Raw genomic sequence first — 25,550 nt, 5'->3', positions numbered from 1 at the left:
GGGGCCGGGACGTCGACGGAATGGGGAGTCGTGGAGGACAGCTTCGGGACCGGGCGGCTTCGTGACGGAGTGCTGGGAGGGTGGGCCGCTTCGGCCGCCCGATTCCGGGAGGACGCGAACGCCGAGCAGGACCTCGCCCTGGGCGGCTACCGCGACCGGCTCGTCATCGAGCTGGCGCAGAACGCCTCGGACGCGGCGGCCCGCGCCGGAGCGCCCGGCAGGCTCCGGCTGACCCTCACCGGCGAAGCGCTCACCGCCGCGAACACCGGGCAGCCCCTCGACGCCGCCGGGGTGGAGTCCCTCTCGACGCTGCGCGCCTCGGCCAAGCGGGACGACGCCGACCGCCGTGCCGTCGGCCGCTTCGGCGTCGGCTTCTCGGCCGTCCTCGCCGTCACGGACGCGCCCGCGCTCGTCGGCCGTACGGGCGAGGGCGTGCGCTGGTCGCTGGCGGAGGCCCGGGAGCTGGCCCGGCGCACCGCCGGGGAGCACCCGGCGCTCGCGGAGGAGCTGGCCCGGCGCGAGGGGCATGTGCCACTGCTGCGGCTGCCGTTCCCCGCGGGCGAGGCGGACGCGGGGCCCGTACCGGACGGCTACGACACCCTCGTACGGCTGCCGCTGCGGGACCCGGAGGCGCACCGGTTCGCGGCGGAGCTGCTGGGCGCGGTGGACGACGCGCTGCTGCTCGCGCTGCCGGGGCTGGGCGAGGTCGTGATCGAGACCCCGGACGGCGTCCGTACGCTGACGCGCCACGAGGACGGGCCGTACGTCCGCGTCGCCGACTCGGCCTCCGGGACCACCCGCTGGCGCGTCTCGTCCGACCACGGGGCCGCGGCGGCCGAGCTGCTCGCCGACCGGCCCGTGGAGGAGCGCGTACGGCCCGAGTGGTCGGTGACCTGGGCCGTTCCGGTCGACGCCGAGGGCGCGCCGGTCCGGCCGCGCACCGCCGCTTTCGTGCACGCGCCGACGCCGACCGACGAGCCGCTGGGCTTCCCTGCGCTGCTGCTGGCGACGTTCCCGCTGGAGCCGACCCGCCGCCATGTCGCGCCGGGGCCGCTCACGCGCTTCCTGCTGGAGCGTGCCGCCGAGGCGTACGCCGCGCTGCTGCGCGACTGGCACCCCGTCTCCACCGGCACCCTGAGCCTGGTCCCCGGGCCGCTCGGCCTGGGCGAGCTGGACGGGGAGCTGCGGGCGCTCGTCCTCGAACGGCTGCCGCGCGTCCCGTTCCTGGCCGGGGCCGCGCGCCCCGAGGAGGGCGAAGGCGACGCCGACGAGCCGTACGCGCTGCGGCCCCGGGACGCCGAGATCGTGGAGGGCGCGGGCGCCGAGACCGTCGCGGTCCTCGCGGAGATCTTCCCGAACCTGCTGCCCGCCGGGCTCGAACGCCGCACCGAGCTGCGCGTCCTGGAGGTCGCCCGGGTGCCGCTGGGCGAGGCCGTCGACCGGCTCGCGGGCGTCGAGCGCGCCCCGCAGTGGTGGTACCGGCTCTACGACTCGCTGGGCGGGACCGACCCCGACCGGCTCACCGGCCTGCCCGTGCCGCTCGCGGACGGCGCCCGTACGGCCGTCGGGCCCCGGCACGTGCTGCTGCCGCAGCAGGACGGCGCGGTCTCCGCCGAGCAGCTTGCCCGCTTCGGGCTGAAGGTCGCGCACCGGGACGCCGTGCACCCGCTGCTGGAGAAGCTGGGCGCGACCACGGCCACGCCGCGCGCCGTGCTGACGACGCCGCAGGTGCGGGCCGCCGTCGCCGCCTCGCTCGACGACGACGAGCCGGACGTCGATCCCGACGAGCTGGCCGACACCGTGCTCGGGCTCGTCCGGGACGCGCGTCTCGCGCCCGGCGACGAGCCCTGGCTGGGCGCCCTCGCCCTGCCCGACGAGGACGGCGAACCGGCGCCCGCAGCCGAACTCGTCTACCCCGGCAGCCCCTTCGCGCGCGTCCTGCGCGAGGGCGAACTCGCCGCCTGCGACGCGGAGCTGGCCGAACGCTGGGGCGAGCAGCCGCTGACCGCCGTCGGCGTGCAGGCGGGCTTCGCGCTCGTCCGCGCCACCGACGTCGTCCTGGACCCCGACGAACTGGAGCCCCGCGACAGCGACTTCCCCGAGCCGGACGACGTGGGTCTCCTCGACGCCGTCGACGTGTGGTGCGAGGACGTCCTCGACCAGCTCGGCGACGCCGACGCGCCCGTGCCGCCCGTCGCGACGGAGATCGTCGCCGTACGGGACCTCGACCTCGTGGACGACGACCGCTGGCCCGAGGCCCTCGCGATGCTCTCCCGGCCGCCGCTGCGCGACGCGCTCACCGCGCCCGTACGGGTACGGATGCCGGGCGGCGGCACGGAGACCGTGCGGCCGTACACCGCCTGGTGGCTGCGCGGCCACCCGGTGCTGGACGGGCGGCGTCCGGCGGGGCTGCGCGCGGCGGGCGGCGACCCGCTGCTGCGCGGCCTGTACGAGGAGGCCGACCCCGGCGAGGTGCGGGACACGCAGGTGCTGCGCGCGCTCGGCGTCCGCACGTCCGCCGCGGCGCTGCTGGAGGAGCCGGGCGGCGCCGCCGAGCTGCTGGGACGGCTGGCCGACCCGGGCCTGCCCGTGGCCGCGGCGCAGCTCCACGGCCTGTACTCGCTGCTCGCCGACGCGGGCCTCGACCCGGACGGGGTCACGCTGCCGGACGAACTGCGCGCGGTGCGCGGCGCCGCCGGGGACGAGGTGCTGGTCGCCGACGCGGGCGAGGTCCTGGTCGCCGACGCGCCCGACCTGCTGGACCTCGTGGAGGACCGCGCCCTGCTGCCCGTACGCCCGGACCTGGCCGGAGAGCTGGCGTCGCTGCTGGAGGTACGCAGGCTCAGCGAGGCCGTACCCGGCGAGGTCGCGGACGAGGGCGTCGAACGGGCCGTGCCGGACGCCGTACGGGTGATGCTGCCCGGCGCCCCGGAGACGTACCGCGAGCACGACGAACTCCTCGTGGACGGCACGGCCGCCGACTGGCGCCTGACCCCCGACGGCACCCTGCACGCCGCGACCCTGGAGGGCGTAGCGGCGGGCCTGGCCTGGGCATCGCACGCGTGGAGCCGCCGCTTCGAGGTGGCGGCCCTGCTGGAGGACCCCACCCGCACGGAGGAGCTGGCGAGGGCCCGCTGGTTCGACTGAGCGCACGCTCACCGCGGTTGACGGGCGCCGGGGTGGCCGTGGACGCGTCGGGCGCGTCGGGCGCTCACGCGTGCGCGGCCGGGGCGGCCCGTCGCGGTGTGTCGGCGCGTACGCGCGCCGCGGGGCCGGCCGGTGCCGGGGCCTGCCAGGTCGGTCCCGGCACCGGGGCTCAGGGGGGAGGATGCACGCGGTCAGCGCGGTCGGCGCTTTACTTCGTGCCGAAGACCGCGGCCAGCGGGTCCTTTTCGGCGCGGCTGCCGGAAGGCTCGGTCACGTCGTCGTTCCCGATGTAGAGCCGCCCGTGCGCGTAATGGATCCGGCCGTCGCCGATCTCCAGGGCGCTCTCGGTCTTCCGCGAGGACGTGGGGTTCTGGAGGATCTTCGTCTTCTTGCGGGTGCTGGGCGAGATCTTCCAGACGGCGCCGCCCTTGGTGTAGCCGCTCTGCTGGTAGACCAGCACCTCTCCGTCCCGGCCGAGGCCGATGGGGAGGAACCTGCCGCCGGAGGCGCCGGGGATCCTGGCGATCCGCTTACCGGTCTTGAGGCTGAGCGCGACGACGTCGTTGTTCGCCTCGTCCCCCGCGGAGTCCTGGGTGCCCAGGTAGAGCGCGTCGGCCTCCTTGCTGACGACGACCTGCTTGCAGTCGGTGACCTCGGTCGCCGGGCAGTCGGCGTCGTACTGGCCGTACTTGCCCCCGCCCATCGGGATGCGGGAGAGAAGCTGGCCGCGGCGCACGCTGTCGTCCACGGTGAGGAACTCGGAGACGCCGCTGCCACCCTTCGCCTTGCCGTCGTCCACGGCGAGGACCAGCGGGTCGGCCGAGGCCACGTGGACGTTCTCCGTACCGGCGGGGAGGTTGAAGGCCGATTTGGCCGCGCGCGTACGCGGGTTGACCGTCTCGACGCGCAGCTTCGGGTTCTTCACGGTGCCGCAGTCGCGGACGGCGATCAGCTTCTCGCCGCTGCCCGCGTACGCGTCCGCCGGGCACTTGCCGTCCATGCTGTCCGACTTCCACAGCGCCCGTCCGCCCGTCGACCAGGCCGCGGTGCCGCCGGTGCCGCCCGCGGCGACGGTGCCGCCGCCGATGGTCACCTCGTCGAACGAGATGGGGTCGCCGTCGTCCATGGCCCGCTTGTGCCAGCGGAGCTTGCCCGTGTTCAGATCGACCAGGCCGACCTCCGTGCAGTCGGCGTAGTCCGCCTTGTCGTTCTCGAAGAGGACGGCGACGAGCCCGTCCTTCGTGGGCTCGGGGGACGACCAGCAGACCTCACCGGCGAGCGGAATCTGCCAGCGCGCTGTGCCGCCGCTCAGCGGATATCCGGATATCCGCTTGAGCCCGACCTTCACGAAATTCCGGTCCGTGGTCCACATGCCCATTGCGTCGGCCATCTCGGAGACCTTCGGCATGGGGACCTGGTGCAGCAATTTCGCCTTGGCCGCCGTGGACCCGGATCCCCCCTCGCCGCCCGCGTCCGCGCCCTCCTCGGGGCCACAGCCGCTGATCAGGGACACGGCGGCCAACGCCGCACCGGCGGCGACCGCCATACGGGACCTGGGGGGCATCTGAATTCTCCTTCGCGTACTGACGCATGGCGACGCGCGGCCATGCGTGGGAACGCGACGCGATTCTTCCCGCTGCGTTTCGCGATTTCAACACGCGTAAACTTTCCGCTGGTTCAGTTGAACTGATCCCAGGTTCCGTGGAATGGCGCGGAATTGAATTCCCGCATTCTTGTCCGGATTCGTCAGGCGACGCCGCGGATGCGGCGGACGGCCGGGATTCCCAGCAGCGCGAGCACGATGCCGGAGGCGAACAGGGCGGGGTAGCCGCCGTCGTTTCCGCCGAGGGCCAGCAGTGTCGGCGCGTAGAGGGGGACGAGCGAACTGGGCAGGGTGACGGCGATGTTGACGACGCCCATGTCCTTCGCGGCGTCCTGCTCGCTGGGCAGGACGGAGGCGGGCAGCGTGTAGTGGCCGCTGTAGAAGAAGCCCATGCCGAGGCCGAGGACGGTGGCCCCGGCGAACATGCCCGGCAGCGAGCGCGTCGTGATCAGGACGACGAACCCGGCGACGGCGAGTAGCCCGGCGCAGACCAGGAAGAACCTGCGCCGGTGGTACCGGTCGGCGAGCCAGCCCGAGACGACGGCGGTGGCCGCGCTCGTGCCGTTGACGACGAGGGTGAGGACGAACGTCAGCGACGGCAGCCGGTCCTCGTCGATGTGGAGGTGGTCGGAGAGGTAGTAGACCTGGTAGGTCACGAACGTCATGATCGCGGTCGAGACCAGCAGGATGCTGAGGACGGCCCAGCCGAAGTCGGGGTTCCTGCGCGGGTCGAACCAGAAGGTGCGCAGGAACTCGCGGAGGTTCCACGGCTCCTGGTCCTCCTTCGCCAGCCTGCGGTCCTTCAGCCGCACGCACAGCAGCAGCACGGTCACCACGGCCACGGCCATCGGCGCGAGGATCATCGCCCGGGGCGCCGAGGCGGCCATGCGCTGCGCGATCCAGGTGCCGAGGATCAGCCCGACGGGGTAGCAGATGCCCATCAGGCCGCCCACGACGCCGCGTTGGCGCGGGGGGATCTGGTCGGGGAGGATCGCGACGAGCGGCGCCAGCAGCGCGTTGAAGAAGGTCTGCGCCACGCACCAGCCGACCAGGACCATCCCGGTGCCGGTCGCCCCGGCGACGAGCGCGAGGCCCGCGCCGCCGCCGGCCAGCCCCACGAGCATCCAGGGGCGGCGCATCCCGAACCGGGAGGTCGTACGGTCGCTGAGCTTGCCGAAGAGGGGGTTGGCGATCACGGCGCACAGGGCGCCGACGCTGAGCACCAGCGAGAGCGAGCCGACCTTCCCGTCGGGGTCGATCTGCTGGATCTTGAGGGCGAGGGAGACGACGGACGGGGTGATGATCGCGACGTAGCTCCCGAAGAGCGCCAGGATGAACACGGCGATGAACGAGGCGCTCGCGCGGTCCCGTGCCGGGCCGGGCGGGGCCTCCCCGGCGGCCACCACGGAACAGGTGGGCTCCGGGGAGTTGACGGCACTGTCGGTCATGGCCGCGCCCTTACGGGAAGACCGGGGCGAGGGACCGCTCGATGAACTCCCGCGCGGCGGTGATCTCCGCGACCGGGTCGGCGACCGCGTCCAGCTCCAGCAGCGCCAGGTCGGTGAAGCCGATCTCGCGCATCAGGCGGCCCCAGGAGAACCAGTCGACGGAGCCCGCGCCGACGCGGCGGAAGTACTCCCGGTGCTCGTCGTGGATCGACTCGTCGATCGGGACGCGCAGCGGCGCCGGGCCCGTGGCGTCCTTCCAGTGCGAGAGGACGACGCGCTCGCGGTGCCGGGAGACGATGTGCGAGGGCTCGCCGCCGGAGAGCGCCAGGTGCCCGGTGTCGGGACAGAGGCTGACGAACAGCGGGTCGGTGAGCGCCATCAGCAGGTCCACGTCGCGTGCCGTGCAGAACGTGGAGTGGGCCTCGGTGTGCAGCGCGGTCGTCACGCCCTCCTGGAGGCTGGCGTGGCCGACGACGTGCGCGATGTCGGCGACGTTCTTCATGAGGTCGAAGTCGGCGAAGACCGGGGGCCGCGCGTTCCACGTCGTACGCATCGGCGGCGCGGCCACCAGCACGTCCCCGCCCGCCTCCTTGATGAACCGGGCGTACGCGGCGGCGCTGTCGGCTATCGCCCCGCGGTCGGCGTCCGGCTCCCAGCTCCCCTCCAGGTAGAAGGCGCTCTTCAGCTCCATGCCGCGGCCTTCCAGCTCCTTCCGGAACTCCTCGGGGCCGCCGAACGCGCGCCGGATGCTGTCGGTGTCCGCCGGGCCGAAGGTGACCTCCAGGCTGGTGATCCCGGCCTCGGCCGCCGCGTCGAGGATCTTCCGCCAGATCGCCTCGGGGTCGCGGTCGGACAGCTCCTGGATCGCGTTCTCGTCGGGCAGGTCCCAGAACGAGGGGTTGTAGAAGGTGATCAGGTCGACGCCGAACTTCACGGGTGCGTGCGCGGTCATGCGGTTGCTCCTTCGCTGTTGACGGGTGCCGGGCGCGCGGCCGTCGAGGTCAGCTCGACGACCTGGCGCGTGGTGCTGGACGTCTCGACGGCTTCGAGCGCTTCGAGGACGTGGAAGGCGAGTGCGGCCGAGGCGCGGTGCGGGGCGCCGTCCACGGCGCCCGCGAGGTCGTCGACGCCGCTGCCGCGCAGCATCTGGACCTCCATCTCCAGCGGCCCGGAGGGCTCGAAGACGGGCGGCAGGGTCGTCCACTCCGCGTCGAGGTTGCCGCGGACGCGGACGTCGCCGTCGAAGCCGTTGGGGTCGGGCAGGCTGAGGGTGCCCTCGGTGCCGTAGACCTCGATGAACGGCAGGTGGTGGTTCCAGACGTCGAAGCTCATCTGGAGCGAGCCGATGACACCGGAGGCGAAGCCGAGGACGGCCGCCGCGTGGGTCGGGGTGGTGACCTCGATGCTCTCGACGGTGCGGCCGGGGCTCGTCACCGCGCGCACGGGAGCGCCGATCCGGCTGAGCCCGGAGACGGTGGCGATCGGGCCGAGGAGGTTCACCAGGTGGGTGAGGTAGTACGGGCCGAGGTCGAGCCCGGGGCCGCCGCCGGGCACGAAGAGGAACGTGGGGTCCGGGTGCCAGGTCTCGGCCTTGCTGTGGGTGACGAACGCGGTCGCGCCGACGGGCGTGCCGATGGCGCCCTCGTCCAGCGCCCGGCGTGCCGTCTGCGCGGCGCTGCCGAGGAAAGTGTCGGGCGCCGAGCCGTAGCGCACGCCGTGCTTCTCGGCGAGGGCCATGAGCGGCTCGGCCTCGGCGACGGTGGCGGCGACGGGCTTCTCGACGTAGACGTGCTTGCCCGCGCGTATCGCCTGGGCCGTCACGGCGGCGTGCGCGACGGGCGGGGTGATGTTGACGACGATGTCGATGTCCGGGTCGGCGAGCAGCGCCTCGACGGAGTCGTACGCCGCGATGCCGTGCTCGGCCGCCGCCTTGACGGCGCGGGCGTGGTCGAGGTCGGCGCAGCCGACGATCTTGAGGCGCGGGAAGCGCGCCATGCCGTGGACGTAGCGGCCAAAGATGTTGCCGGTGCCGATCAGGCCGACCCGGGCGGGGCGTTCGGGGGTGTAGGTCACGGGTGCTCCTGGAGAGAGGGGTGTTCAGCCGACGATGAGCGGGCGCAGGGTGCGGTGGGCGATGTCGAGGCCCTGCTTGACGCGGGTCTCGTCGCCGCCCCAGACGGGGTCCTCGTGCTCGACGGAGAGCGTGCCGGTGAAGCCCGCCTCGTAGAGCCGGTCGACGACGCGGGGCCAGTCGACCTGGCCGAGGCCCGGCACCCGGTAGCGCCACCAGCCCATGTCCCAGGGGTTCGCCTCGCGGCCCGTGGCGGGCCCGAAGTGGCCGTAGCGCTGCCGGTCGCGGGGCCGCAGCTCGACGTCCTTGGCCTGGGCGTGCGGGATGCGGTCGATGTACGGGGCGATCGTCTCCACCGGGTCGATGCCGATCCAGGTGAGGTGCGAGGGGTCCCAGTTGAGGTAGAGGCCGAGGGAGAACATCCACTCCCACAGCTCGGGCGAGTAGGCGAGGTTGCCGGGGTAGCCGTCGGGGTGCCAGCCCTCCATCACGCAGTTCTCGATGAGGAGCTTCACGCCGCGCTCGCCCGCGTACTCGACCAGCGGCGGCAGGATCCGCTCGGCCTCCGCGAGGTTCTCGGCCACCGGCCGGGTCCAGTCGCGGCCGACGAACGTGCCGACGTACGGGACGTCCAGGGCCGCCGCCGCGTCGATCGCGTGCCGCAGGTGGGCGCGGATCTCCTCGCGGCGCGCGGGGTCGGGGTGCAGGTTGTTCTCGTAGTACGCGAGCGCGGACAGCTCCAGGCCGTGCCGGGCGAACAGCTCGCGGGTGGCGTCGGCCTCGCGCTCCCCGAACGAGGCGACGGGCAGGTGCGCGGCCTCGAAGTCGCGCCCGCCGGTCCCCGGCCAGCAGGCCACCTCCAGCGCCTCGTACCCCCGTGACGCGGCCCAGTCGGCGATCTCCTCCAGGGCGAGCCCCGGCAGGCAGGCGGTGAGCATTCCCAGTCTCATGCGGATTCGTCCTTCCTGACGCTCTTCCTGACGCTGGTCCATGCGAGCGTGCGCGCGGAGCCGAGGACGGCCTCGGCCAGCCGCGCCGCGCGCGCCCCGTCCTCCGCTTCGGGCAGCCCCTCGGGCTTCCCGCCCGCCATGGCCGCGTACGCGTCGGCGACGAAGGCGCGGAAACAGTCGGCGTAGCCCTGCGGATGGCCCGCGGGCAGCGTGGACAGGCGGCGCTGTTCGGCGCTGCCCTGCCCGGGGTCGCGGGCGAGGATCCTGGCGCCCTCGGCCGTGCCGAGCCAGACGGTCTCGGGCTGCTCCTGGTCGAAGACGGCGCTGCCCCGGGCCCCGTCCAGCTCGAACCAGAGGCGGTTCTTACGGCCCGCGGAGACCTGGGAGACGGTGAGCGTGCCGAGCACGCCGTCGTCCGTGCGCAGCAGTACGGCCGCCGCGTCCTCGGTGTCGGCCGCGCGCCCCTCGACGGTGGTGGCCAGCCGCGCGGAGACCTCCGCGAAGCGGACGCCCGCGACCCACTCGACCAGGTCGCACCAGTGCGAACCGATGTCCGCGAACGCCCGCGAGGGGCCGCCGCTCGCCGGGTCCGTCCGCCAGGAGGCGGCGCCCGGGTCGAGCATCCAGTCCTGGAGGTAACTGCCGTGCAGGAGCTGCCAGGCCCCGAACTCGCCCGCCTGCGCCCGGGCCCGTATCTCGCGGACGAGCGGGTGGTAGCGGTAGACGAACGGGACGGCGAGGACGCGGCCCGTCTCCTCGGCGACGGCCGCGAGGCGCGCGGCGTCGGCGGCCGAGGTGGCCAGCGGCTTCTCGCAGACGACGTGCTTGCCCGCGCGCAGCGCGGCCTCGGCCTGCGCGGCGTGCAGCGCGTTCGGGGTGCAGACGTGGACGACGCCGACCGTGTCGTCGGCGAGCGCCGCCGCGAGGTCCGGATAGCCGTGGGGGAGCCCCCACTCCCGCGCCGCCCGGGCGCCGCTCTCCGGCGACGAGGCGACGATCCCGCGCACCTCGGCGCCGGCGGCGCGTATCGCGTGGACATGGACGCGGGCGATCATCCCGGCCCCGACGACGGCCGCTCCGCTGCTCGCGCGGCTCATGTGCGGACCTCCTGTGTTGCTGACGTTCAGCCGCCAGCTTGTTTCAGCCGGTTGACACGCACAAGAGGCCGATTTTAGTTTTTCGTAGTGCATAAATCCGAAGACTTCAGGGGTGCGAGGCCGCGCCATGGCGACTGATTCGGCAAGAAACTTCGCAACTGTCGCCCTGCGCCAGATACTTGGCGCGGTCGCCTCCCAAGAGGCCACGAGCCGCGCGGAGATCGCGCGCCGCACCTCGCTGGCGCGCTCCACGGTCGGGCAGCAGGTCGACGATCTGCTGCGGCGCGGGATCTTCGAGGAGACCGAGGCGGGCTCCTCGGTGCGCGGACGCCCGCCCAAGGTCCTCGCCATCAGCCCGCACGCGGGCACCATCGCCGTCGCGGACGTCGATGTGAACGCGACGAAGATCGCCCTCGCCGACCTCACCCGCAGGATCGTCGCGCGCTCCGTGGTCCCCGTCCCCGTCGAGGACGGGCCCGCCGCCGTGCTCGGCGCCGTCACCTCCCGGATCCGCGAACTCCTCGGCGCGCACGGCCGGGACGGCGCCCCCGTGCGCGAACTCGTCGTCGGCCTGCCCGGCCCCGTCGACTTCCAGCACGGCTGCGCCGTACGCCCGCCGATCATGCCGGGCTGGGACGCCTATCCCGTCGGCGCGTACCTGCGCGAGCAGTTCGACGCGCCCGTCGTGGTGGACAACGACGTCAATCTGATGGCCCTGGGCGAGGCCGCGCGCGACGACGTCGACGCGCCGCTCCTCGCGCTGAAGATCGGCGCGGGCATCGGCGCCGGGATCATCACGGCGGACGGCTCCGTCCACCGCGGCGCCGACGGAGCGGCGGGCGACATCGGGCACCTGCGCGCCTCGGGCGACAGCGAGGTGCTGTGCCGCTGCGGCAAGACCGGCTGCGTGGAGGCCATCGCCTCGCACGGCGCCGTCCTCCGGGACCTGGGCTTCACGGGGGAGGGGGGCACGGCCCGCCTGACCGAGGCCGTCGCGCACGGCGACCCGGAGGCGCTCTACCGCATCCGGCAGGCCGCGACGGAGATCGGTGAGGTCGTCGCGACGCTCGTCCACATGTACAACCCGCGCACGCTGGTGCTCGGCGGCCCGATGAGCGAGCAGCGCGACGAACTGCTCTCCGGGGTGCGCGCCGTCGTCTACCAGCGCGCCCTGCCGCTGGCCACGCGCCGGCTGACCATCACCACCACCGAGCCGGGCTCCGACCCCGGCCTCGCGGGCGGCGTGGCCCTCGCCGCCCGCGACGTCTTCAGCCCGGAGGGCATCGCGCGCCTGCTCGCGGAGTGAGGAGTGCTCACGCGCCTCACCAGACGATCCGCCGGGCCTCGTTCTCTACGCGCACGCTGCCGAGATCGACGGTGCGTGAACCGACGGTCAGTGTCCCCGCCCGACCGGCCTGCCCGGTGTGCGCCCTGAGTACGGCGCGGTGAGGGAAATCCTGTCCCGGATCGAAACGGAGGACGGGCACTCGACGTCGGTTGAGTTCGGCGATGACCAGGTCCGCGGTCGCATCTTCATCTGCTGTCGAGATCATCACCGGCCTCTCCTCCACCCGGGCCTCCTCAGTCCTGTTCGGCGTCGTGCCCGGTGTCGGCATCGATCTTCCCGTCCTTGCCGCTCTGGGCAGGGGGATAGGTGTTCAGGCCGGACGCGAGCCCGGAGTGCCGTCGCCCAGGGCCAGGCACAGCTCCGCGTGAAGCTGTTCGGCTTCGTGTCCGGCTAGCCGGAGCGTCAGGTCTGCGAAGTGCGCGCCGTCGCGGGCGACCCACAGAGGGATTGTGTACGTCCCGTCGGGCTCTTCACCGACCCGCTTGCCCGGGATGCGTTGCAGGCGCCACTTACCTTGGCTGTTGCTCGACACCGTCTGATTCTCCTCATGCCAGCTCATCGGGCACTCAGCCCGGCCGTGGCGGCAGATATCGGGAAGGCCCTCGGCTTGAGCAAAGCCCAGGTTCTGGGCAGCGTGCCCCTCTCGTGCGTGGACGAGTCGGCTCTGTCGGCTCTGCGCGAGGCGATGCGGGACTACGATCTCCCGGGGCCGGAGCCGACCGACGGCCAGGAGGTGGGAATCCTGCTCGCCGCGGCTGAAGAGCACCGGTCGAGGATCGAGGTCACGCGCCTCCTCCCGCTTCTGCCCGGACTGGTCCGCAAGGCGACCGCGTACGCCCACAGTGAGATTCGGCACCGACCTGGAGCGTCCTCACCGACGTGTACAGCACCGTCTACTGGCTCGCCGCGCGCCACAGGTGGATGGGCCTTGCGGAGGTAGCCGTAGCCCGGCAGCGGTGGGCTGTCGAGCAGAAGCCGAACCCCGTCGGCGAGGCGCTGGCCGCACGGGACCGAGCCGGAACGTACCTCAACTTCGGCGCGGTCGAGACCGGCCTCACGGTCGTCGACCGCGCGGTCGCACAAGCCCGGAACAGCCTGTCGGGCGTGGAACGCGCCTACGCCGTCGGCATTCTCAATCTGCGGGGCATGACGCTGGCAGGACGGCTCAAGGACAAGACGGAGGCGCGGCGCGAGGCGGACCGGCACATCCGCTCAGCTCGCGCGGCGGCCGACGAGTTCGGCGGTGACCGTACGATCCACGGCCTGATCTTCGGCCCCGCCAATACCGCCACGCACGTTCTGGCCACCCACATCGACCTCGGCAAGCCGCGCGAGGCGGCGGTCATGGGGCGTGATCTGCCCCGCGTCCTCGAAGGGCTCCCGCTCACCCGCTTCGCACCGGCCCACATCAACCTCGCGCGCGCCCAGCTCGACCTCGGCGACCGCGACGGCGCGCTGGACAACCTCACCACCGCATGGCAGGCCGCTCCTGAACTGGCTCGTATCCACCCGATGGGACGCGAGGTCTTCCGCGTCATCAGCCCCCTTCACCGCCGCAGCAACCCTCAGCTCCTGCGCCTCTCCAAGCTCTCCGGCATCCGGCTCTGAGTGGGGTCAGTGCCCCTCCGGCACCGGTTCCAGGACGAAGAGGGGGATCTCGCGGTCCGTCTTCTCCTGGTAGTCCGCGTAGTCCGGATACGCCTCGACCGCGCGGGCCCACCACGCGGCCTTCTCGTCCCCGGTCACCTCGCGCGCCCGCATGTCCTGGCGGACCGGCCCGTCCTGGAGCTCCACCCGGGGGTCGGCGACCACGTTGTGGTACCAGACGGGGTGTTGGGGAGTGCCGCCGTTGGAGGCGACCGCGGCGTACGCGCCCTCGTGCTCCACGCGCATCAGCGGGGACTTGCGGAGCCTGCCGCTCTTCGCGCCCACGGTGGTCAGGATGACGACGGGCAGGTCCTGCCTCGGGTCGTCGGCACCGACGAGGGGACGCAGCGTCGTCCCCTCCGTGCCGCCCGAGCCCTCGTACAGCTCCACGTGGTCCCGCACCGGCTTGGCCGTGCTCGGCTCGTACTCACCGGTGAGCGGCATGATGGCTCCTTCTCGTGTCGAAGACTGTCAGGCGGGGAACTGTCAGGCGGGGAACTTTCGGGCCACCCAGCGCCACGCGATCTCCAGCAGTACGGCCGCGACCGCCGCGACGCCGACCGCGCCCCACGGCATCGTCGTGCCGACGAGCTTCAGCGCGAAGAAGTCCTGGAGCCAGGGGGTGACCAGCACGATGAGGAAGCCCGCGCCCATCGTCAGGACGAGGCCGACGCGCCACCAGGTGTAGGGGCGGGCGACGATCGCCAGGACCCACATGGCGATGAGGAAGAGGGTGAGGGTGGCCGCGCTCGTCTCGGCGTCGAGCGCGTTCTCGCCCCGGTAATGGTGCCGGGCCAGCAGATACGTGGTGAACGTGGCGATCCCCGCGATGACGCCGGACGGGATCGCGTACCGCATCACGCGCCGTACGAAGTGCGGCTTGGCGCGCTCCTTGTTGGGCGCGAGGGCGAGGAAGAAGGCGGGGACGCCGATGGTCAGGGTCGAGAGCAGCGTCAGGTGGCGCGGCAGGAACGGATACGGGATCTGCCAGCAGATGACGAGGAGCGCGAGCAGCACCGAGTAGACGGTCTTGGTGAGGAAGAGGTTCGCGACGCGCTCGATGTTGCCGATGACGCGGCGGCCCTCGCCGACGACCGAGGGGAGCGTCGCGAAGCTGTTGTTCAGCAGGACGATCTGGGCGACCGCCTTGGTGGCCTCGGAGCCGGAGCCCATGGAGACGCCGATGTCGGCGTCCTTGAGGGCGAGGACGTCGTTGACGCCGTCGCCCGTCATCGCGACGTTGTGGCCTCGGGCCTGGAGCGCGCCGACCATGTCCCGCTTCTGCTGCGGGGTGACGCGCCCGAACACCGCGCCGTCCTCGACCCGCCGGCCCATCTCCTCCGGGTCCTCGGGCAGCTTACGGGCGTCCACCGGCGCCTCGGCGCCCGGCAGTTCGAGCTTGCCCGCGACGGCGCCGACGGAGACCGCGTTGTCCCCGGAGATGACCTTGGTCTGCACGTTCTGCTCGGCGAAGTACTCCAGGGTGGCGGAGGCGTCGGGGCGCAGCCGCTGTTCGAGGACGACGAGCGCCGTGGGCGTGGCACCCTCCGCGACGTGCGGCGCGTCGAGCGGGTGCGCGGCCCGCGCGAGCAGCAGCACCCGCAGCCCCTCCCGGTCGAGCCGGTCGACGTCGCCGAGGATCGGGTCGCCCTTGCCGAGCAGCACATCGGGGGCGCCCAGCAGCCAGGCGCTGTCCGTCCCGTCGGACTCGGTGAACGAGGCTCCGCTGTACTTACGGGCGGAGGAGAAGGGCAGCGTCCCGGTGCACTCCCAGACGCCGTCCCCCGCCGGGTACGCCTCGATGATGGCCTGAAGGCTCGCGTTGGGGTGCGCCTCGGAGGCGCCGAGCGCGGTGAGGACCCGCCCGACGGTCGCGGAGTCGGCGCCCTGGAGCGGCCGTACCTCCCTCACGTCCATGCCGCCCTCGGTCAGCGTGCCCGTCTTGTCGAGGCACACCACGTCGACCCGGGCCAGGCCCTCGATCGCGGGCAGCTCCTGCACGAGGCACTGCTTGCGGCCGAGCCGGATGACGCCGATCGCGAAGGCGACGGACGTCAGCAGGACCAGGCCCTCGGGCACCATCGGCACGATGCCGCCGACCATGCGCCGGATCGCCTCGTCCAGCCCGTGGTCCTCGACGACGAGCTGGCTGACGATCAGGCCGATCGCGGCCGGGACCATCATCCACGTGATGTATTTGAGGATCTGGCTGATGCCGCTGCGCAGCTCGGAGTGGACGAGCGTGAAGCGGGACGCCTCCTCGGCGAGCTGCGCCGCGTAGGCCTCGCGGCCCACCTTGGTCGCGGTGAACGCACCGCTGCCCGCGACCACGAAGCTGCCCGACATGATCTTGTCGCCCGGCTGCTTGACGACCGGGTCGGCCTCGCCGGTCAGCAGCGATTCGTCGACCTCCAGGCTGTCGGCCTCGGCCACCACGCCGTCGACCACGCACTTGTCGCCGGGCGCCAGCTCCACCAGGTCCCCGAGCACGATCTCGCCCGTCGGGATCTCGGCGGACGTCCCGTCGCGGCGCACGGTGGGTCTGGACTCGCCGATCACCGCGAGGTTGTCGAGCGTCCTCTTGGCCCGCAGCTCCTGGATGATGCCGATCCCGGTGTTCGCGACGATCACGAAGCCGAAGAGGCCGTCCTGGATCGGCCCCACCACGAGGATGATCAGGAAGAGGATGCCGATGATCGCGTTGAAGCGCGTGAAGACGTTCGCGCGGACGATGTCCGCGGTGGAGCGGCTGCTGCGCACGGGGATGTCGTTGACCTCCCCGCGCGCGACCCGTTCGGCGACCTCGGTCGCCGAGAGCCCGGGAGAACGAGCGGGAGCCGAGCCGGAGGCCATGCCGAGGGCCCCCTCAGCCGGGGGCCCTTCCGGGATGCGGTGCGTCATGCCTTGACCGTACGTGGGCCCCTGGCCTTTTTGCCGGATAGGGGCGAAGATCGGCCGCCGTCCTGTGCGTTTCCGGGCAGAACCTGCCCCGCGCTGCGCTTCGCGGGGTGCGCCTGTGGGTGGCTTGTCGCGCAGTTCCCCGCGTCCCTGAAGCGCCCCTCCGGGGCTGCTTCAGGCCTCGCGCTCAGCGGCGGCGGCCCGGCGGATCGCCGCGTCCCGCCTGCGGACGTACCAGATGCCGATCAAGCCGAGGCCCGTGCCCGCGGCACACGTCCAGATCCACCACGTGTGCCCGTTCTCGTCGAACCACCCGTAGAAGGGGAGCTGGGCGAGGAAGAGGACCAGCCACACCACCGTGCCGGTGACGGTCGTCGCGACGACATTGCCTTCCAGCGGCTCGGGTGCCTCGCGCTCGCCGTCGGTCCACTTGCTCATCAGGCCCATGGGCCCAGCCTAGCCAGTCGACGGAGGCGTCTACGCGCGGAGATAGCGATCACCGGGCTTGTTTGTTCATACTGAACCTACTTGGAATTGACCGGTTTCATTCGTTCAATGCTCCAAGTCGATCACCGATCGACCCACGCACCGCCACTCCAGAACACCTTCGAGGTCACGCATGTCCGCTTCGGGTCCGGCCGGTCCGGCCGACACCGAGAAGGGGAAGGGCGAACCCCTTTCCCTCAAGCCCATCCCCAGCTCCCCGCTGGACCGCTTCTTCAGGATCACGGAGCGCGGCTCGTCCGTGACCCAGGAGATCCGGGGTGGCCTCGCCACGTTCTTTGCGATGGCGTACATCATCATCCTGAACCCGATCATCCTCGGCGCCGGTACGGACAAGTTCGGGCACCAGCTCGACAACGGCCAGCTCGTCACGGCCACCGCGTTGATGGCCGGGCTCACGACCGTCCTCATGGGCGTCATCGGCAACGTCCCGATCGCGCTCGCCGCGGGCCTCGGCATCAACGCCGTCGTCTCGCTCCAGCTCGCGCCCAAGATGAGCTGGCCCGACGCGATGGGCATGGTCGTGCTCGCGGGCCTCGTGCTGATGGTGCTGGTCGCCTCCGGTCTGCGGCAGCGCGTGATGGACGCGATCCCGAACGGGCTGCGCCGCTCCATCGCGATCGGCATCGGCCTCTTCATCTGCCTCATCGGCCTGGTCGACTCGGGCTTCGTCACCCGTAACCCGGACAAGGCGCACACCACCGTGCCGCTCGGTCTCGGCCAGGGCGGCCAGCTCCAGGGCTGGCCCGTGCTGGTGTTCGTGCTCGGGCTGATCCTGATGTTCGTCCTGCTCGTCCGGAAGACGAAGGGCGCCATCCTCATCGGCATCGCCGTGATGACCTTCGTGGCGATCCTGATCAACACGATGGCCGAGATCCCCGACGCCGCCTGGGGTCTGGCCGTGCCGAAGGTGCCGGACTCGGTCGTGAGCACCCCGGACTTCGGGCTCGTCGGCGACGTCAGCCTCTTCGGCGGCTTCCACGAAGTGGGCTGGCTGACCGGCTGCCTCTTCGTCTTCACCGTGCTGCTGTCCGGCTTCTTCGACGCGATGGGCACCATCATCGGCGTCGGCGAGGAGTCCGGGCTCGCGGACAAGGACGGCCAGCTCCCGCGGATGGGCCGCATCCTGTTCATGGACGGCGTCGGCGTCGCGGCGGGCGGCGTCGGCTCCTGCTCGGCCAACACCTGCTTCGTCGAGTCCACGGCCGGTGTCGGCGAGGGCGCCAGGACGGGCCTCGCCAACCTGATGACCGGCGGGCTCTTTCTGCTCGCGCTCATCTTCACGCCGCTCGCGACGGTCGTGCCCTCGCAGGCCGCGACACCCGCGCTGATCGTCGTCGGCTTCCTGATCATGTCCTCGAACGTCCGGGACATCGACTGGGGCGATCCGACGGTCGCGATCCCGGCCTTCCTGACGCTGATCTCGATGCCGTTCACGTACAGCATCACCAACGGCATCGGCATCGGCGTGATCGCGTTCATCGTGCTGCGCGCCGCGACCGGCCGGATCCGCGAGGTGCCGTGGCTGCTGAACGTCGTCGGCCTCTGCTTCCTCGTCTACTTCTTCCTCGACCCGATCGAGCAGGTGCTCGGGGTGAAGTAGCCGTACGGAGTCACGTGGCCGTACGGGTCACGTGACCCGTACGGCGCGCGAACGGGCGGGGCCTCTCCCAGGAGGCCCCGCCCGTTCCGTGTGCGGCCGGTGGTCGTGGCCGGGGCCCCCGGCCGCTCCGGCGCTATCCCCTGGCGCCGGACACCTTCGCCGCGCAGGCCCGCACGTCCTTCACCTTCGACGCCGGTACGGGCGCGGGGGTGGCGGTCTCGATCTTGATGCCGTGCGCGCGCAGGCAGTCGACGTAGACGCGCCGGTCCTTCGCGCGGCCGGGCAGCTTGAGCGCCCCGGACGGCTTCGCGGGTGCCGCCGACGGTGCGCCGGGGCGAGCGCCCGGGCGCGTGCCGGGGCGCTTCGCGGGCGGGGACGAGGGCTCGGCGGACGGCTTCGCCGGGGCGGCGGCGGGCGAGGAGGGGACGGCTCCCGGCTTCTTCGCGGCGGGCTTGCCCGGCTTCCCTGGCTCCTTCGAGGGCGCGGCGCTGCTCACGCTGGCCACGTTCTTCTGTCCGCCGGAGTCCTCGCCGGAGCCGGAGCCGCCGCCCCCGCAGGCGGTGAGCGCGGCGCAGGCGGACAGGACGAGGGCGCAGGCGGCGGTGGCGCGCCGGACGGACGTGATGCGTTGTGTCATGCCGGCGAGAGTGCCGGGCAATTGTCAGACGGTTGTCAGGAACCGGTGGCCGCTCGATGAGCCCCCGCCCCGTTCCGCCCCTGAACGGCCTCGAAGGGAACAGGCGTTCCTAGACTCGCCGCCATGAACGCGCACGTGGTGGTCGCCGAGGACGACGAGGGACAGGCCGAGCTGATCCGCCGCTATCTGGACCGCGAGGGGCACGCCGTGACCGTCGTCCACGACGGCCGGGCGGCCCTCGAAGCCCTGCGCCGCGACCGGCCCGACCTGCTCGTGCTGGACGTGATGATGCCCCGCGTCGACGGGCTCGACGTGTGCCGGATCGTCCGGGCCGAGGAGGCGCTGGCCGATCTGCCGGTGCTGATGCTGACCGCGCGCTCCACGGAGGACGACCTGCTGCTCGGGCTCGACCTGGGCGCCGACGACTACATGACGAAGCCGTTCAGCCCTCGGGAGCTGACGGCGCGCGCCCGTTCGCTGCTGCGCCGGGGCGGCCGTACGGCGCGGGGCGTACGGGCGGCGGCGGGGGAGCCGGGCCCGGCGCCGGACCCGGTGCTGCGCGCGGGGCCGCTGGCGGTCGATCCCGCGCGCCACGAGGTGCGGGCGCACGGCCGCCGCGTGGACTGCACGCCCGGCGAGTTCCGGCTGCTGGAGGTGCTCGTGGAGCGGCCGGGGCAGGTGTTCACGCGCGCGCAGATCCTGGAGCGGCTGCACGGCTTCGACGGCTACATCACCAGCCGCACGGTCGACGTGCACGTCATGAACCTCCGCAAGAAGATCGAGGACGACCCGCGCCGCCCCCGCAGCCTGCTGACGGTCTACGGCGTCGGCTACAAGCTCGCGGACGGGCTCGGGGACGGTCCCGCGGACGGGCTCGGGGACGGGGCGGAACCCCGGTGACGGAGAGGGACGTTCCGCTGCGCCGCAGCCTGCTGCTGCGGCTGCTGGCCGTGTCCGCGCTGGTCTCCGTCTGCTCCGTCGCGGCGACGGGCTGGGTCGTCGTGCGGACGACCGCGGTGGCCATCCGCGAGGAGCGCGGGCAGGCCCTCGCCGACGACGCGCGGATCTACGACGCGCTGCTCGGCCACGCCGCCGCGCACCGGGACTGGAACGGCGCGGGCCCCCTCGTCGACCGGCTCGCGGCCCGTACGGGCCATCGCGTCGTCCTGCGCGACAAGGGCGGGCGCACGGTGGCCGACTCCGATCCGGAGCCGGGGCGCGCGTACCGTCCGCCGGACCGGCCGACGGCGGTCGTCGATCCGCTGGCGGTCGATCCGCAACTGCTGCCCGAGGGCGCGGCGGACGGCATCGACCCGCGTGCGGTGGGCCCCTTCCGGCTGCCCGCGGACGAACGCGCCCGCCTGCGCGCCTACGCGGCCGGGGTCGCCGAGTGCCGGACCGCCGCGCGGGGCGTACGGGCGCGGGTCGAGGTCGGCCCGAGCGGGCGCCCCCGGGTCGTCACGTCCCGCACGGAACCGTCCGCCACGGATCCGTCTGCCACAGACCAGTCCGCTACGGATCCGTCCGCCACGGATCCGTCCCCCGTGCCGTCCGAGGCCATGCCCAAGCGGCCGTCCAGGGCGCCGTCTGCGGCGCGGTCCGACGTGCCGTCCGAGCCGCCGGGCGGGCTCGGGCGGCCGTCCAAGGTGCCCGCGCCCGCACCGCCCGGCTCGGGCGCGGGCGGCGCCGGACGGGGCGACGGAGACGGCGACCACTGCGGGGACCCGCGGCTCGACGCGCCCACGCCCACCGAGACCAAGGCGCTCAGGGCGCTGAACTCTCTGGTGAATTCCTGCCTCTCGCGGCGCGGCGAGCCCGATGTCCGGCTGGAGCTGGACGGGAGCTGGCAGCCGTCGACCGACAGGGAGCGCGCGGGTTCCGCGCGCGTCGCCTCGTGCCTCGCCACCAGCCGCAGCCAGCAGCTCGCCTCGTACGTGGCGCCCGCCGTGCGGCTCTACGTCGGCAGTACGGGCCGCAGCGCGAGCACCTTCTTCGACCTGTCCCCGGGCAACAAGCTGCGGATCGCCGGGGGCGCGGCGCTCGTGCTGCTGGTGACGGTGGCGGTCACCGCGCTCGCGGGCGTACGGCTGGTGCGGCCGCTGCGGAAGCTGACGCGGGCCGCGCGGCGGATGGAGGACGGCGATGTCGCGGCCCGCGTGGAGGTGACCGGCGGCGACGAGATCGCGCGGCTCTCCGCCGCCTTCAACGCGATGTCGGCGCGGCGCGCCCAGCTCGAAGCCGCCCGCAAGGCCATGACCAGCGACGTCGCGCACGAGCTGCGGACGCCGCTGAGCAACATCCGGGGCTGGCTGGAGGCGGTCGAGGACGGCCTCGCCGACCCCGACCCCGAGCTGGTCTCCTCACTCCTGGGCCAGGCCCTGCTGCTCCAGCACGTCATCGACGACCTGCGGGACCTCGCGGAGGCGGAGGCGGGCGCGCTGCGGCTGGAGCGGGAGCCCGTCGGGGTGGCGGAGCTGCTGCGCGCGACCGCCGTCGCGCACCGCGCCGCCGCGGAGGCGGCGGGCGTGACGCTGAGGGTCGCGGAACCCGGCGAAGGGACGGAAGACCTCGACGCCGACCCCGTACGGCTGCGCCAGGCGCTCGGCAACCTCGTGACGAACGCGGTCCGGCACACGCCCGAGCGCGGCACGGTGACGCTGCGGGCCCGGTCCGAGGACGGCGCGGTGGCGCTGGAGGTCGCGGACACGGGCACGGGCATCGCGCCCGGCGAACTGCCCCACGTCTTCGACCGGTTCTGGCGCGCCGAGAAGTCCCGCGGCCGCAGCGGCGGCGGCAGCGGGCTGGGCCTGGCCATCGTGCGCAAGCTCGCGGAGGCGCACGGGGGCACGGTCACGGCGGCCAGCACGCCGGGACAGGGCTCGGTGTTCGTCCTGCGCCTCCCCGCGGGGCGCGGGGCTCAGGCCGACTGCCCGTAGAACTTCTCGGTCTCGTCGACGGACGTCTTGAACCGTTCGTCGAAGTCGTCGCGGACGAGGGCCCGGACCACGTAGTCCTGGACGCTCATCCCGCGTTTGGCGGCGTGCTCGGAGAGGCGGGCGAAGAGCGCGCTGTCTATCCGCAGGCTCAGCACCTTGGAGTCCGGCGAGTGCGAGGTTGACGCGGTCATACCACCAAGGTCCACGCCAGACCCCTTGAGCTGTCCCGGGAATGTGCGCCGTCTCACCCGTACGTGTGAGATACGGGCGGAAAACCCGGTGGTCTTTAGACGTAGTAATGAGTTACTCTAACTAACATGCCGGAACAGCCTCCCAGCACCGCTGACGCCGCCGCGGTCAACGCGCTGCGCTCGGCCATCATGCGCCTCTCCCGACGGCTCAAGCACCAGCGGGTCGACGAGTCGCTGAGCCCCACGGAGATGTCCGTGCTCGGCACCCTGGCCCGCTGCGGCTCGGCCACTCCGAGTGAGCTGGCCCGCAAGGAGCACGTCCAGCCGCCGTCGATGACCCGGATCGTGGCGATGCTGGAGGCCAAGGGGCTGGTCAGGCTCGAAGCGCACCCGGAGGACCGCCGCCAGAAGGTGGTCACCCAGACCGAGCAGGCCGAGTCCATGCTGGCCGCGGCCCGCACGAAGCGGAACGCGTGGCTGGCCGAGCTGGTCGCCGAGCTGGACGAGGACGACTGGGCGACGCTGCGCGACGCCGCACCCGTGCTGGAGAAGCTCGCGCATCTGTAAGAAGCAGGACGAAAGAGCCGAGGAGGCGAACCCCCTGTGAGTACGGGCAACGGAGCAGACTCCGCACCCGCACCCCGTCACACCACTTCTACCAAGACCCCCGCTGCCAAGGGCCCCGCCAAGACCTCGATGTTCAGCTCGCTGCGCATCCGTAACTACCGCCTCTTCGCGAGCGGCCAGGTCGTCTCCAACACCGGCACCTGGATGCAGCGCATCGCCCAGGACTGGCTGGTGCTGAGCCTCACCGGCTCCTCCACGGCGGTCGGCATCACCACGGCGCTCCAGTTCCTCCCGCTGCTGCTCTTCGGGCTGTACGGGGGCGTGATCGCCGACCGCTGCTCCAAGCGCAAGCTGCTGCTGATCACCCAGGCGATGATGGGCCTGACCGGGCTCGCGCTCGCCGCGCTGACGCTCTCCGGCCACGTCCAGGCCGGGCACATCTACGCCCTCGCGTTCGTCCTCGGCATGGTCACGGTCGTCGACAACCCGGCACGCCAGACGTTCGTCTCCGAGATGGTCGGCCCCGAGCAGATACGGAACGCGGTCGCGCTGAACTCGGCCAACTTCCAGACGGCCCGCATCACCGGCCCCGCCGTCGCCGGTGTGCTGATCTCGGCCGTCGGCAGCGGCTGGGCGTTCCTCTTCAACGGGCTGTCCTTCGTCGCGCCGCTCGTCGCCCTGCTGCTGATGCGCACGGGCGAGCTGACGCCGAGCGAGCGCGCGCCGCGCAGCAAGGGCCAGTTGCGCGAGGGCCTGACCTACGTCCGTACGCACCCCGAGCTGCTGTGGCCCATCGTCCTCGTCGGGTTCATCGGCACCTTCGGCTTCAACTTCCCGATCTGGCTGACCGCGTTCGCCGACAAGGTCTTCCACGCCGGCGCCGGTACGTACGCGCTGCTCAACTCGCTGATGGCCGTCGGCTCGGTCGCCGGTGCGCTGCTCTCCGCGCGCCGCGGGCACTCCCGGATGCGGCTGATGGTCGGCGCCGCGCTGCTGTTCGGCGTGCTGGAGATGGCCGCCGCGCTCTCGCCCTCGTACTGGGTCTTCGCCGCGCTGATGGCCCCCATCGGCATCGTCGGCCTCACCTTCAACGTCACGGCGAACGCGAGCGTCCAGATGGCCTCCGACCCCGTGATGCGGGGCCGGGTGATGAGCCTGTACGTGATGGTCTTCATGGGCGGCACGCCCATCGGCGGGCCGATCATGGGCTGGGTCACCGACACGTACGGCGCGCGGATCGGCTTCCTCGCGGGCGGGCTGATCTCGGCCGCCATCGCGGTCGTCGTCGCGCTCGTCCTCGGCCGCCTGGCGGGCCTGAGGCTCGCGGTGGACCTGCGCCCGGGCCGCCCGCACGTCCGCTTCGTCCCGACCGCGGCGTCGGCCGCGGCGGCGCGGGCGGAGGAGCGAGCGGAGGAGCGGCCCCGGGAGCGGGTCGCCGAGGCGGCGTAGGGGCGCCACGGGGGTGGATCCTGTCCCGATGAGACTCTTCGCCGCCGTCCTGCCGCCGGAACCCGTCGCCGACGAACTCGCCCGTGCCGCCGAGAGCCTGCGTGCCCTCCCCGGCGCGGGCGAGCTGCGCTGGACGGAGCGCGCGGGATGGCACTTCACCCTCGCGTTCTACGGCGAGGTCGGGGACGAGGGGACGCGCGAGGAGCTGTGCGAGCGCCTCGCCCGCGCCGCCCGCCGCGCGTCGCCCCTCACGCTGCGCCTCGCGGGCGGCGGCCGGTTCGGCGACCGGGCGCTGTGGGCGGGGCTCGGCGAGGGCAGCGACCGCGAGCCGCTGAAACGGCTGGCCGGAGCCGCGGTCGCCGCCGGGCGCCGGTCGGGCCTGGCCATGGAGGACACCCACGGCTCCTTCCGCCCCCATCTCACCCTCGCCCGAGTCCGCCGCCCGGAGCCGGTGGACCTGCGCCCGTATGTCGAGGCCCTCGGCCCCTTCACGGGCACGTCCTGGACGGCGGACCGCCTCACCCTGGTCCGCAGCCGCCTCCCCGATTCCGGGGTGGAGGGCGAGAAGCCCCGCTACGAGGCCCTGACCTCGTGGTCCCTGGGTCCCGGCGGGGGTGAGTGACCCCTCACCACGGCTCCGCGCGGCGCCGGGCTACCGTTGACGGCGTGAATGCCAAGACCAGAATGCGCGTGGTGACGGCCACGCTTCTGCTCCTCTTCGTCGTCGTGATCCTCGCCTCGGCCCTGGGCGGGAACTGAGCCCCGCCGCTACGCGGCCGTCCATTCCCGGAGTGAACGAGCGATGGCCCGCACCCCCGACATGCCCGGCTTGATGTCCGCCAGCAGGGCGGCTGCCCGCCCGACGTCCGGTTTGACGCGCACTCCGTTGGCCTCCATGAAGGCGAGGGCCGCGACGAGGGCGTATCGCTTGTTGGAGTGCTCCAGTGGCTCGAGGAGCGCCAGAGTGTGGAGCAGCGCGGCGGCCTTGCCGGTCAGCGACTGGTAGCACTCGATCTCGCTCACCGCCGCCGAGGGGCGGGTGGTGGCGGAGACGAGGGCTCCGTAGTCATCGACCTGCGGATCGCCGGGGACGCTCTCCGCGAGGTGCAGCAGCTCCGCCAGATCAAGGTGGTGGATCACAGCGGCTCCTCATCGATGTCCGGCGCGCTGCCCGTCGTCGGCTTCGCGTTGGTGTCCACGTGCGACAGCGCGTCGTAGTACACCTCCAGCGCTTCGGTCGCCGACTCCATGAACCTGTCGTGGAAACCGTCGCGCTGAAGGTTCCGCACCACGAACTCCTGCACGGTCATTCCCCGTGCCTCTGCCCGCTCCTTCACCGACTCAAGGGTCTCGCTGTCTATGCGCACGCTGAGCATCCTGGTAGCCATGCGCTCATGCTTGCACAATGTCTGCCCAGGTCAAAAGGGGAACGTCACCTTCGAGTGAGGGGCCGG

At 72.7% G+C, this 25,550-nt stretch carries 24 protein-coding genes; 9 read left to right on the top strand and 15 right to left on the bottom strand.

Annotated features, from left to right (window positions below; translation table 11 throughout):
- Positions 1 to 30 precede the first annotated feature (30 nt).
- Positions 31 to 3,147, top strand: a complete 3,117-nt coding sequence (locus ABD343_RS02245; protein WP_344523340.1) for a sacsin N-terminal ATP-binding-like domain-containing protein — start codon at positions 31 to 33, stop codon at positions 3,145 to 3,147.
- 208 nt (positions 3,148 to 3,355) lie between these two features.
- On the opposite strand, the gene ABD343_RS02240 is transcribed toward ABD343_RS02245, so the two are convergent.
- The 6 genes from ABD343_RS02240 to ABD343_RS02215 all read right to left on the bottom strand — a co-directional run bounded on the left by ABD343_RS02240 (position 3,356) and on the right by ABD343_RS02215 (position 10,316).
- Positions 3,356 to 4,711, bottom strand: coding sequence for a hypothetical protein (locus tag ABD343_RS02240; protein ID WP_344523338.1), 1,356 nt, complete (start codon positions 4,709 to 4,711; stop codon positions 3,356 to 3,358).
- A gap of 182 nt (positions 4,712 to 4,893) precedes the next feature.
- The gene (locus tag ABD343_RS02235) at positions 4,894 to 6,198 is read right to left on the bottom strand and encodes an MFS transporter (protein ID WP_344523336.1); all 1,305 of its coding nucleotides are present in this window, start codon (positions 6,196 to 6,198) and stop codon (positions 4,894 to 4,896) included.
- A gap of 10 nt (positions 6,199 to 6,208) precedes the next feature.
- On the bottom strand, positions 6,209 to 7,150 hold the full coding sequence (locus ABD343_RS02230; RefSeq protein ID WP_344523335.1) for a sugar phosphate isomerase/epimerase family protein: 942 nt from the start codon (positions 7,148 to 7,150) through the stop codon (positions 6,209 to 6,211).
- A complete protein-coding gene (locus tag ABD343_RS02225; RefSeq protein ID WP_344523333.1) occupies positions 7,147 to 8,271 on the bottom strand; it encodes a Gfo/Idh/MocA family protein in 1,125 nt (374 codons plus the stop codon). Before ABD343_RS02225 ends, ABD343_RS02230 begins: the two co-directional genes overlap by 4 nt.
- A 24-nt stretch (positions 8,272 to 8,295) precedes the next feature.
- Positions 8,296 to 9,219, bottom strand: a complete 924-nt coding sequence (locus tag ABD343_RS02220; protein ID WP_344523331.1) for a sugar phosphate isomerase/epimerase family protein — start codon at positions 9,217 to 9,219, stop codon at positions 8,296 to 8,298.
- On the bottom strand, positions 9,216 to 10,316 hold the full coding sequence (locus tag ABD343_RS02215) for a Gfo/Idh/MocA family protein (protein ID WP_344523330.1): 1,101 nt from the start codon (positions 10,314 to 10,316) through the stop codon (positions 9,216 to 9,218). The genes ABD343_RS02220 and ABD343_RS02215 overlap by 4 nt, the downstream gene beginning before the upstream one ends.
- Before the next feature lie 127 nt (positions 10,317 to 10,443).
- On the opposite strand from ABD343_RS02215, the gene ABD343_RS02210 reads away from it, so the two are divergent.
- Positions 10,444 to 11,622, top strand: coding sequence for an ROK family transcriptional regulator (locus ABD343_RS02210; protein ID WP_344523329.1), 1,179 nt, complete (start codon positions 10,444 to 10,446; stop codon positions 11,620 to 11,622).
- Positions 11,623 to 11,638: 16 nt separating this feature from the next.
- Here the strand turns inward: ABD343_RS02210 and ABD343_RS02205 are convergent, their stop codons facing one another.
- On the bottom strand, positions 11,639 to 11,872 hold the full coding sequence (locus tag ABD343_RS02205) for an MvdC/MvdD family ATP grasp protein (RefSeq protein WP_344523327.1): 234 nt from the start codon (positions 11,870 to 11,872) through the stop codon (positions 11,639 to 11,641).
- A 102-nt stretch (positions 11,873 to 11,974) separates the two neighbouring features.
- Positions 11,975 to 12,520 (bottom strand): hypothetical protein, encoded by a 546-nt coding sequence (locus ABD343_RS02200; RefSeq protein WP_344523325.1) that lies wholly within the window; start codon positions 12,518 to 12,520, stop codon positions 11,975 to 11,977.
- A gap of 23 nt (positions 12,521 to 12,543) precedes the next feature.
- On the opposite strand from ABD343_RS02200, the gene ABD343_RS02195 reads away from it, so the two are divergent.
- Positions 12,544 to 13,272, top strand: a complete 729-nt coding sequence (locus ABD343_RS02195; protein ID WP_344523323.1) for a DNA-binding protein — start codon at positions 12,544 to 12,546, stop codon at positions 13,270 to 13,272.
- A 6-nt stretch (positions 13,273 to 13,278) separates the two neighbouring features.
- Here the strand turns inward: ABD343_RS02195 and ABD343_RS02190 are convergent, their stop codons facing one another.
- The 3 genes from ABD343_RS02190 to ABD343_RS02180 all read right to left on the bottom strand — a co-directional run bounded on the left by ABD343_RS02190 (position 13,279) and on the right by ABD343_RS02180 (position 16,656).
- Positions 13,279 to 13,755: a nitroreductase family deazaflavin-dependent oxidoreductase gene (locus ABD343_RS02190; RefSeq protein WP_344523321.1), complete on the bottom strand. Its 477-nt coding sequence runs from the start codon at positions 13,753 to 13,755 to the stop codon at positions 13,279 to 13,281.
- Between the two features lie 42 nt (positions 13,756 to 13,797).
- On the bottom strand, positions 13,798 to 16,164 hold the full coding sequence (locus ABD343_RS02185) for an HAD-IC family P-type ATPase (RefSeq protein ID WP_344524347.1): 2,367 nt from the start codon (positions 16,162 to 16,164) through the stop codon (positions 13,798 to 13,800).
- A 219-nt stretch (positions 16,165 to 16,383) separates the two neighbouring features.
- On the bottom strand, positions 16,384 to 16,656 hold the full coding sequence (locus tag ABD343_RS02180; RefSeq protein WP_344523319.1) for a DUF2530 domain-containing protein: 273 nt from the start codon (positions 16,654 to 16,656) through the stop codon (positions 16,384 to 16,386).
- A 172-nt stretch (positions 16,657 to 16,828) separates the two neighbouring features.
- Between ABD343_RS02180 and ABD343_RS02175 the strand changes: the two genes are divergently transcribed.
- Entirely contained in the window at positions 16,829 to 18,316 is a 1,488-nt protein-coding gene (locus ABD343_RS02175; protein ID WP_344523317.1) for an NCS2 family permease, read from the top strand.
- Between the two features lie 133 nt (positions 18,317 to 18,449).
- Here ABD343_RS02175 and ABD343_RS02170 read toward each other — a convergent pair whose 3' ends face one another.
- Positions 18,450 to 18,953: a hypothetical protein gene (locus tag ABD343_RS02170; RefSeq protein ID WP_344523315.1), complete on the bottom strand. Its 504-nt coding sequence runs from the start codon at positions 18,951 to 18,953 to the stop codon at positions 18,450 to 18,452.
- A gap of 123 nt (positions 18,954 to 19,076) precedes the next feature.
- Between ABD343_RS02170 and ABD343_RS02165 the strand changes: the two genes are divergently transcribed.
- Both ABD343_RS02165 and ABD343_RS02160 read left to right on the top strand, forming a co-directional pair.
- Positions 19,077 to 19,853 carry a response regulator transcription factor gene (locus ABD343_RS02165; RefSeq protein ID WP_344523313.1) on the top strand — a complete coding sequence of 259 codons (777 nt, stop codon included), beginning with the start codon at positions 19,077 to 19,079 and terminating at the stop codon, positions 19,851 to 19,853.
- Positions 19,850 to 21,889, top strand: a complete 2,040-nt coding sequence (locus ABD343_RS02160; RefSeq protein ID WP_344523311.1) for an ATP-binding protein — start codon at positions 19,850 to 19,852, stop codon at positions 21,887 to 21,889. Before ABD343_RS02165 ends, ABD343_RS02160 begins: the two co-directional genes overlap by 4 nt.
- On the opposite strand, the gene ABD343_RS02155 is transcribed toward ABD343_RS02160, so the two are convergent.
- A complete protein-coding gene (locus ABD343_RS02155) occupies positions 21,871 to 22,080 on the bottom strand; it encodes a ribbon-helix-helix protein, CopG family (RefSeq protein WP_344523309.1) in 210 nt (69 codons plus the stop codon). The two genes, ABD343_RS02160 and ABD343_RS02155, sit on opposite strands and share 19 nt — an antisense overlap.
- Positions 22,081 to 22,206: 126 nt before the next feature.
- On the opposite strand from ABD343_RS02155, the gene ABD343_RS02150 reads away from it, so the two are divergent.
- Genes ABD343_RS02150 through thpR form a run of 3 tightly spaced genes read left to right on the top strand, consistent with a single transcriptional unit; the run spans position 22,207 to position 24,718 of the window.
- Positions 22,207 to 22,647 carry a MarR family winged helix-turn-helix transcriptional regulator gene (locus ABD343_RS02150; RefSeq protein WP_344523307.1) on the top strand — a complete coding sequence of 147 codons (441 nt, stop codon included), beginning with the start codon at positions 22,207 to 22,209 and terminating at the stop codon, positions 22,645 to 22,647.
- A gap of 36 nt (positions 22,648 to 22,683) precedes the next feature.
- Positions 22,684 to 24,096 (top strand): MFS transporter, encoded by a 1,413-nt coding sequence (locus tag ABD343_RS02145; protein WP_344523305.1) that lies wholly within the window; start codon positions 22,684 to 22,686, stop codon positions 24,094 to 24,096.
- 28 nt (positions 24,097 to 24,124) lie between these two features.
- Complete coding sequence (thpR, locus tag ABD343_RS02140) at positions 24,125 to 24,718, top strand: RNA 2',3'-cyclic phosphodiesterase (RefSeq protein ID WP_344523303.1); 594 nt, start codon at positions 24,125 to 24,127, stop codon at positions 24,716 to 24,718.
- Positions 24,719 to 24,864: 146 nt separating this feature from the next.
- Here thpR and ABD343_RS02135 read toward each other — a convergent pair whose 3' ends face one another.
- Both ABD343_RS02135 and ABD343_RS02130 read right to left on the bottom strand, forming a co-directional pair.
- A complete protein-coding gene (locus ABD343_RS02135; RefSeq protein WP_344523301.1) occupies positions 24,865 to 25,236 on the bottom strand; it encodes a fic family toxin-antitoxin system, toxin component in 372 nt (123 codons plus the stop codon).
- Positions 25,233 to 25,484 carry a hypothetical protein gene (locus tag ABD343_RS02130; RefSeq protein WP_344523299.1) on the bottom strand — a complete coding sequence of 84 codons (252 nt, stop codon included), beginning with the start codon at positions 25,482 to 25,484 and terminating at the stop codon, positions 25,233 to 25,235. The genes ABD343_RS02135 and ABD343_RS02130 overlap by 4 nt, the downstream gene beginning before the upstream one ends.
- Positions 25,485 to 25,550 lie beyond the last annotated feature (66 nt).

It is taken from the genome of Streptomyces albiaxialis, from assembly GCF_039530985.1.
GTDB classification, from domain to species: domain Bacteria; phylum Actinomycetota; class Actinomycetes; order Streptomycetales; family Streptomycetaceae; genus Streptomyces; species Streptomyces albiaxialis.
This window is presented reverse-complemented; position numbering and strand designations above follow the sequence as displayed.

Excerpts from the sequence above, each read along its gene's own strand:
- ABD343_RS02130 (WP_344523299.1), bottom strand. The coding sequence starts at position 25,484 with ATGGCTACCAGGATGCTCAGCGTGCGCATAGACAGCGAGACCCTTGAG.
- ABD343_RS02150 (WP_344523307.1), top strand. The coding sequence starts at position 22,207 with ATGCCGGAACAGCCTCCCAGCACCGCTGACGCCGCCGCGGTCAACGCG.
- ABD343_RS02235 (WP_344523336.1), bottom strand. The coding sequence starts at position 6,198 with ATGACCGACAGTGCCGTCAACTCCCCGGAGCCCACCTGTTCCGTGGTG.
- ABD343_RS02215 (WP_344523330.1), bottom strand. The coding sequence starts at position 10,316 with ATGAGCCGCGCGAGCAGCGGAGCGGCCGTCGTCGGGGCCGGGATGATC.
- ABD343_RS02165 (WP_344523313.1), top strand. The coding sequence starts at position 19,077 with ATGAACGCGCACGTGGTGGTCGCCGAGGACGACGAGGGACAGGCCGAG.
- ABD343_RS02230 (WP_344523335.1), bottom strand. The coding sequence starts at position 7,150 with ATGACCGCGCACGCACCCGTGAAGTTCGGCGTCGACCTGATCACCTTC.
- ABD343_RS02185 (WP_344524347.1), bottom strand. The coding sequence starts at position 16,164 with ATGGCCTCCGGCTCGGCTCCCGCTCGTTCTCCCGGGCTCTCGGCGACC.
- ABD343_RS02220 (WP_344523331.1), bottom strand. The coding sequence starts at position 9,219 with ATGAGACTGGGAATGCTCACCGCCTGCCTGCCGGGGCTCGCCCTGGAG.
- thpR (WP_344523303.1), top strand. The coding sequence starts at position 24,125 with ATGAGACTCTTCGCCGCCGTCCTGCCGCCGGAACCCGTCGCCGACGAA.
- ABD343_RS02240 (WP_344523338.1), bottom strand. The coding sequence starts at position 4,711 with ATGCCCCCCAGGTCCCGTATGGCGGTCGCCGCCGGTGCGGCGTTGGCC.
- ABD343_RS02190 (WP_344523321.1), bottom strand. The coding sequence starts at position 13,755 with ATGCCGCTCACCGGTGAGTACGAGCCGAGCACGGCCAAGCCGGTGCGG.
- ABD343_RS02210 (WP_344523329.1), top strand. The coding sequence starts at position 10,444 with ATGGCGACTGATTCGGCAAGAAACTTCGCAACTGTCGCCCTGCGCCAG.
- ABD343_RS02180 (WP_344523319.1), bottom strand. The coding sequence starts at position 16,656 with ATGGGCCTGATGAGCAAGTGGACCGACGGCGAGCGCGAGGCACCCGAG.
- ABD343_RS02155 (WP_344523309.1), bottom strand. The coding sequence starts at position 22,080 with ATGACCGCGTCAACCTCGCACTCGCCGGACTCCAAGGTGCTGAGCCTG.
- ABD343_RS02175 (WP_344523317.1), top strand. The coding sequence starts at position 16,829 with ATGTCCGCTTCGGGTCCGGCCGGTCCGGCCGACACCGAGAAGGGGAAG.
- ABD343_RS02170 (WP_344523315.1), bottom strand. The coding sequence starts at position 18,953 with ATGACACAACGCATCACGTCCGTCCGGCGCGCCACCGCCGCCTGCGCC.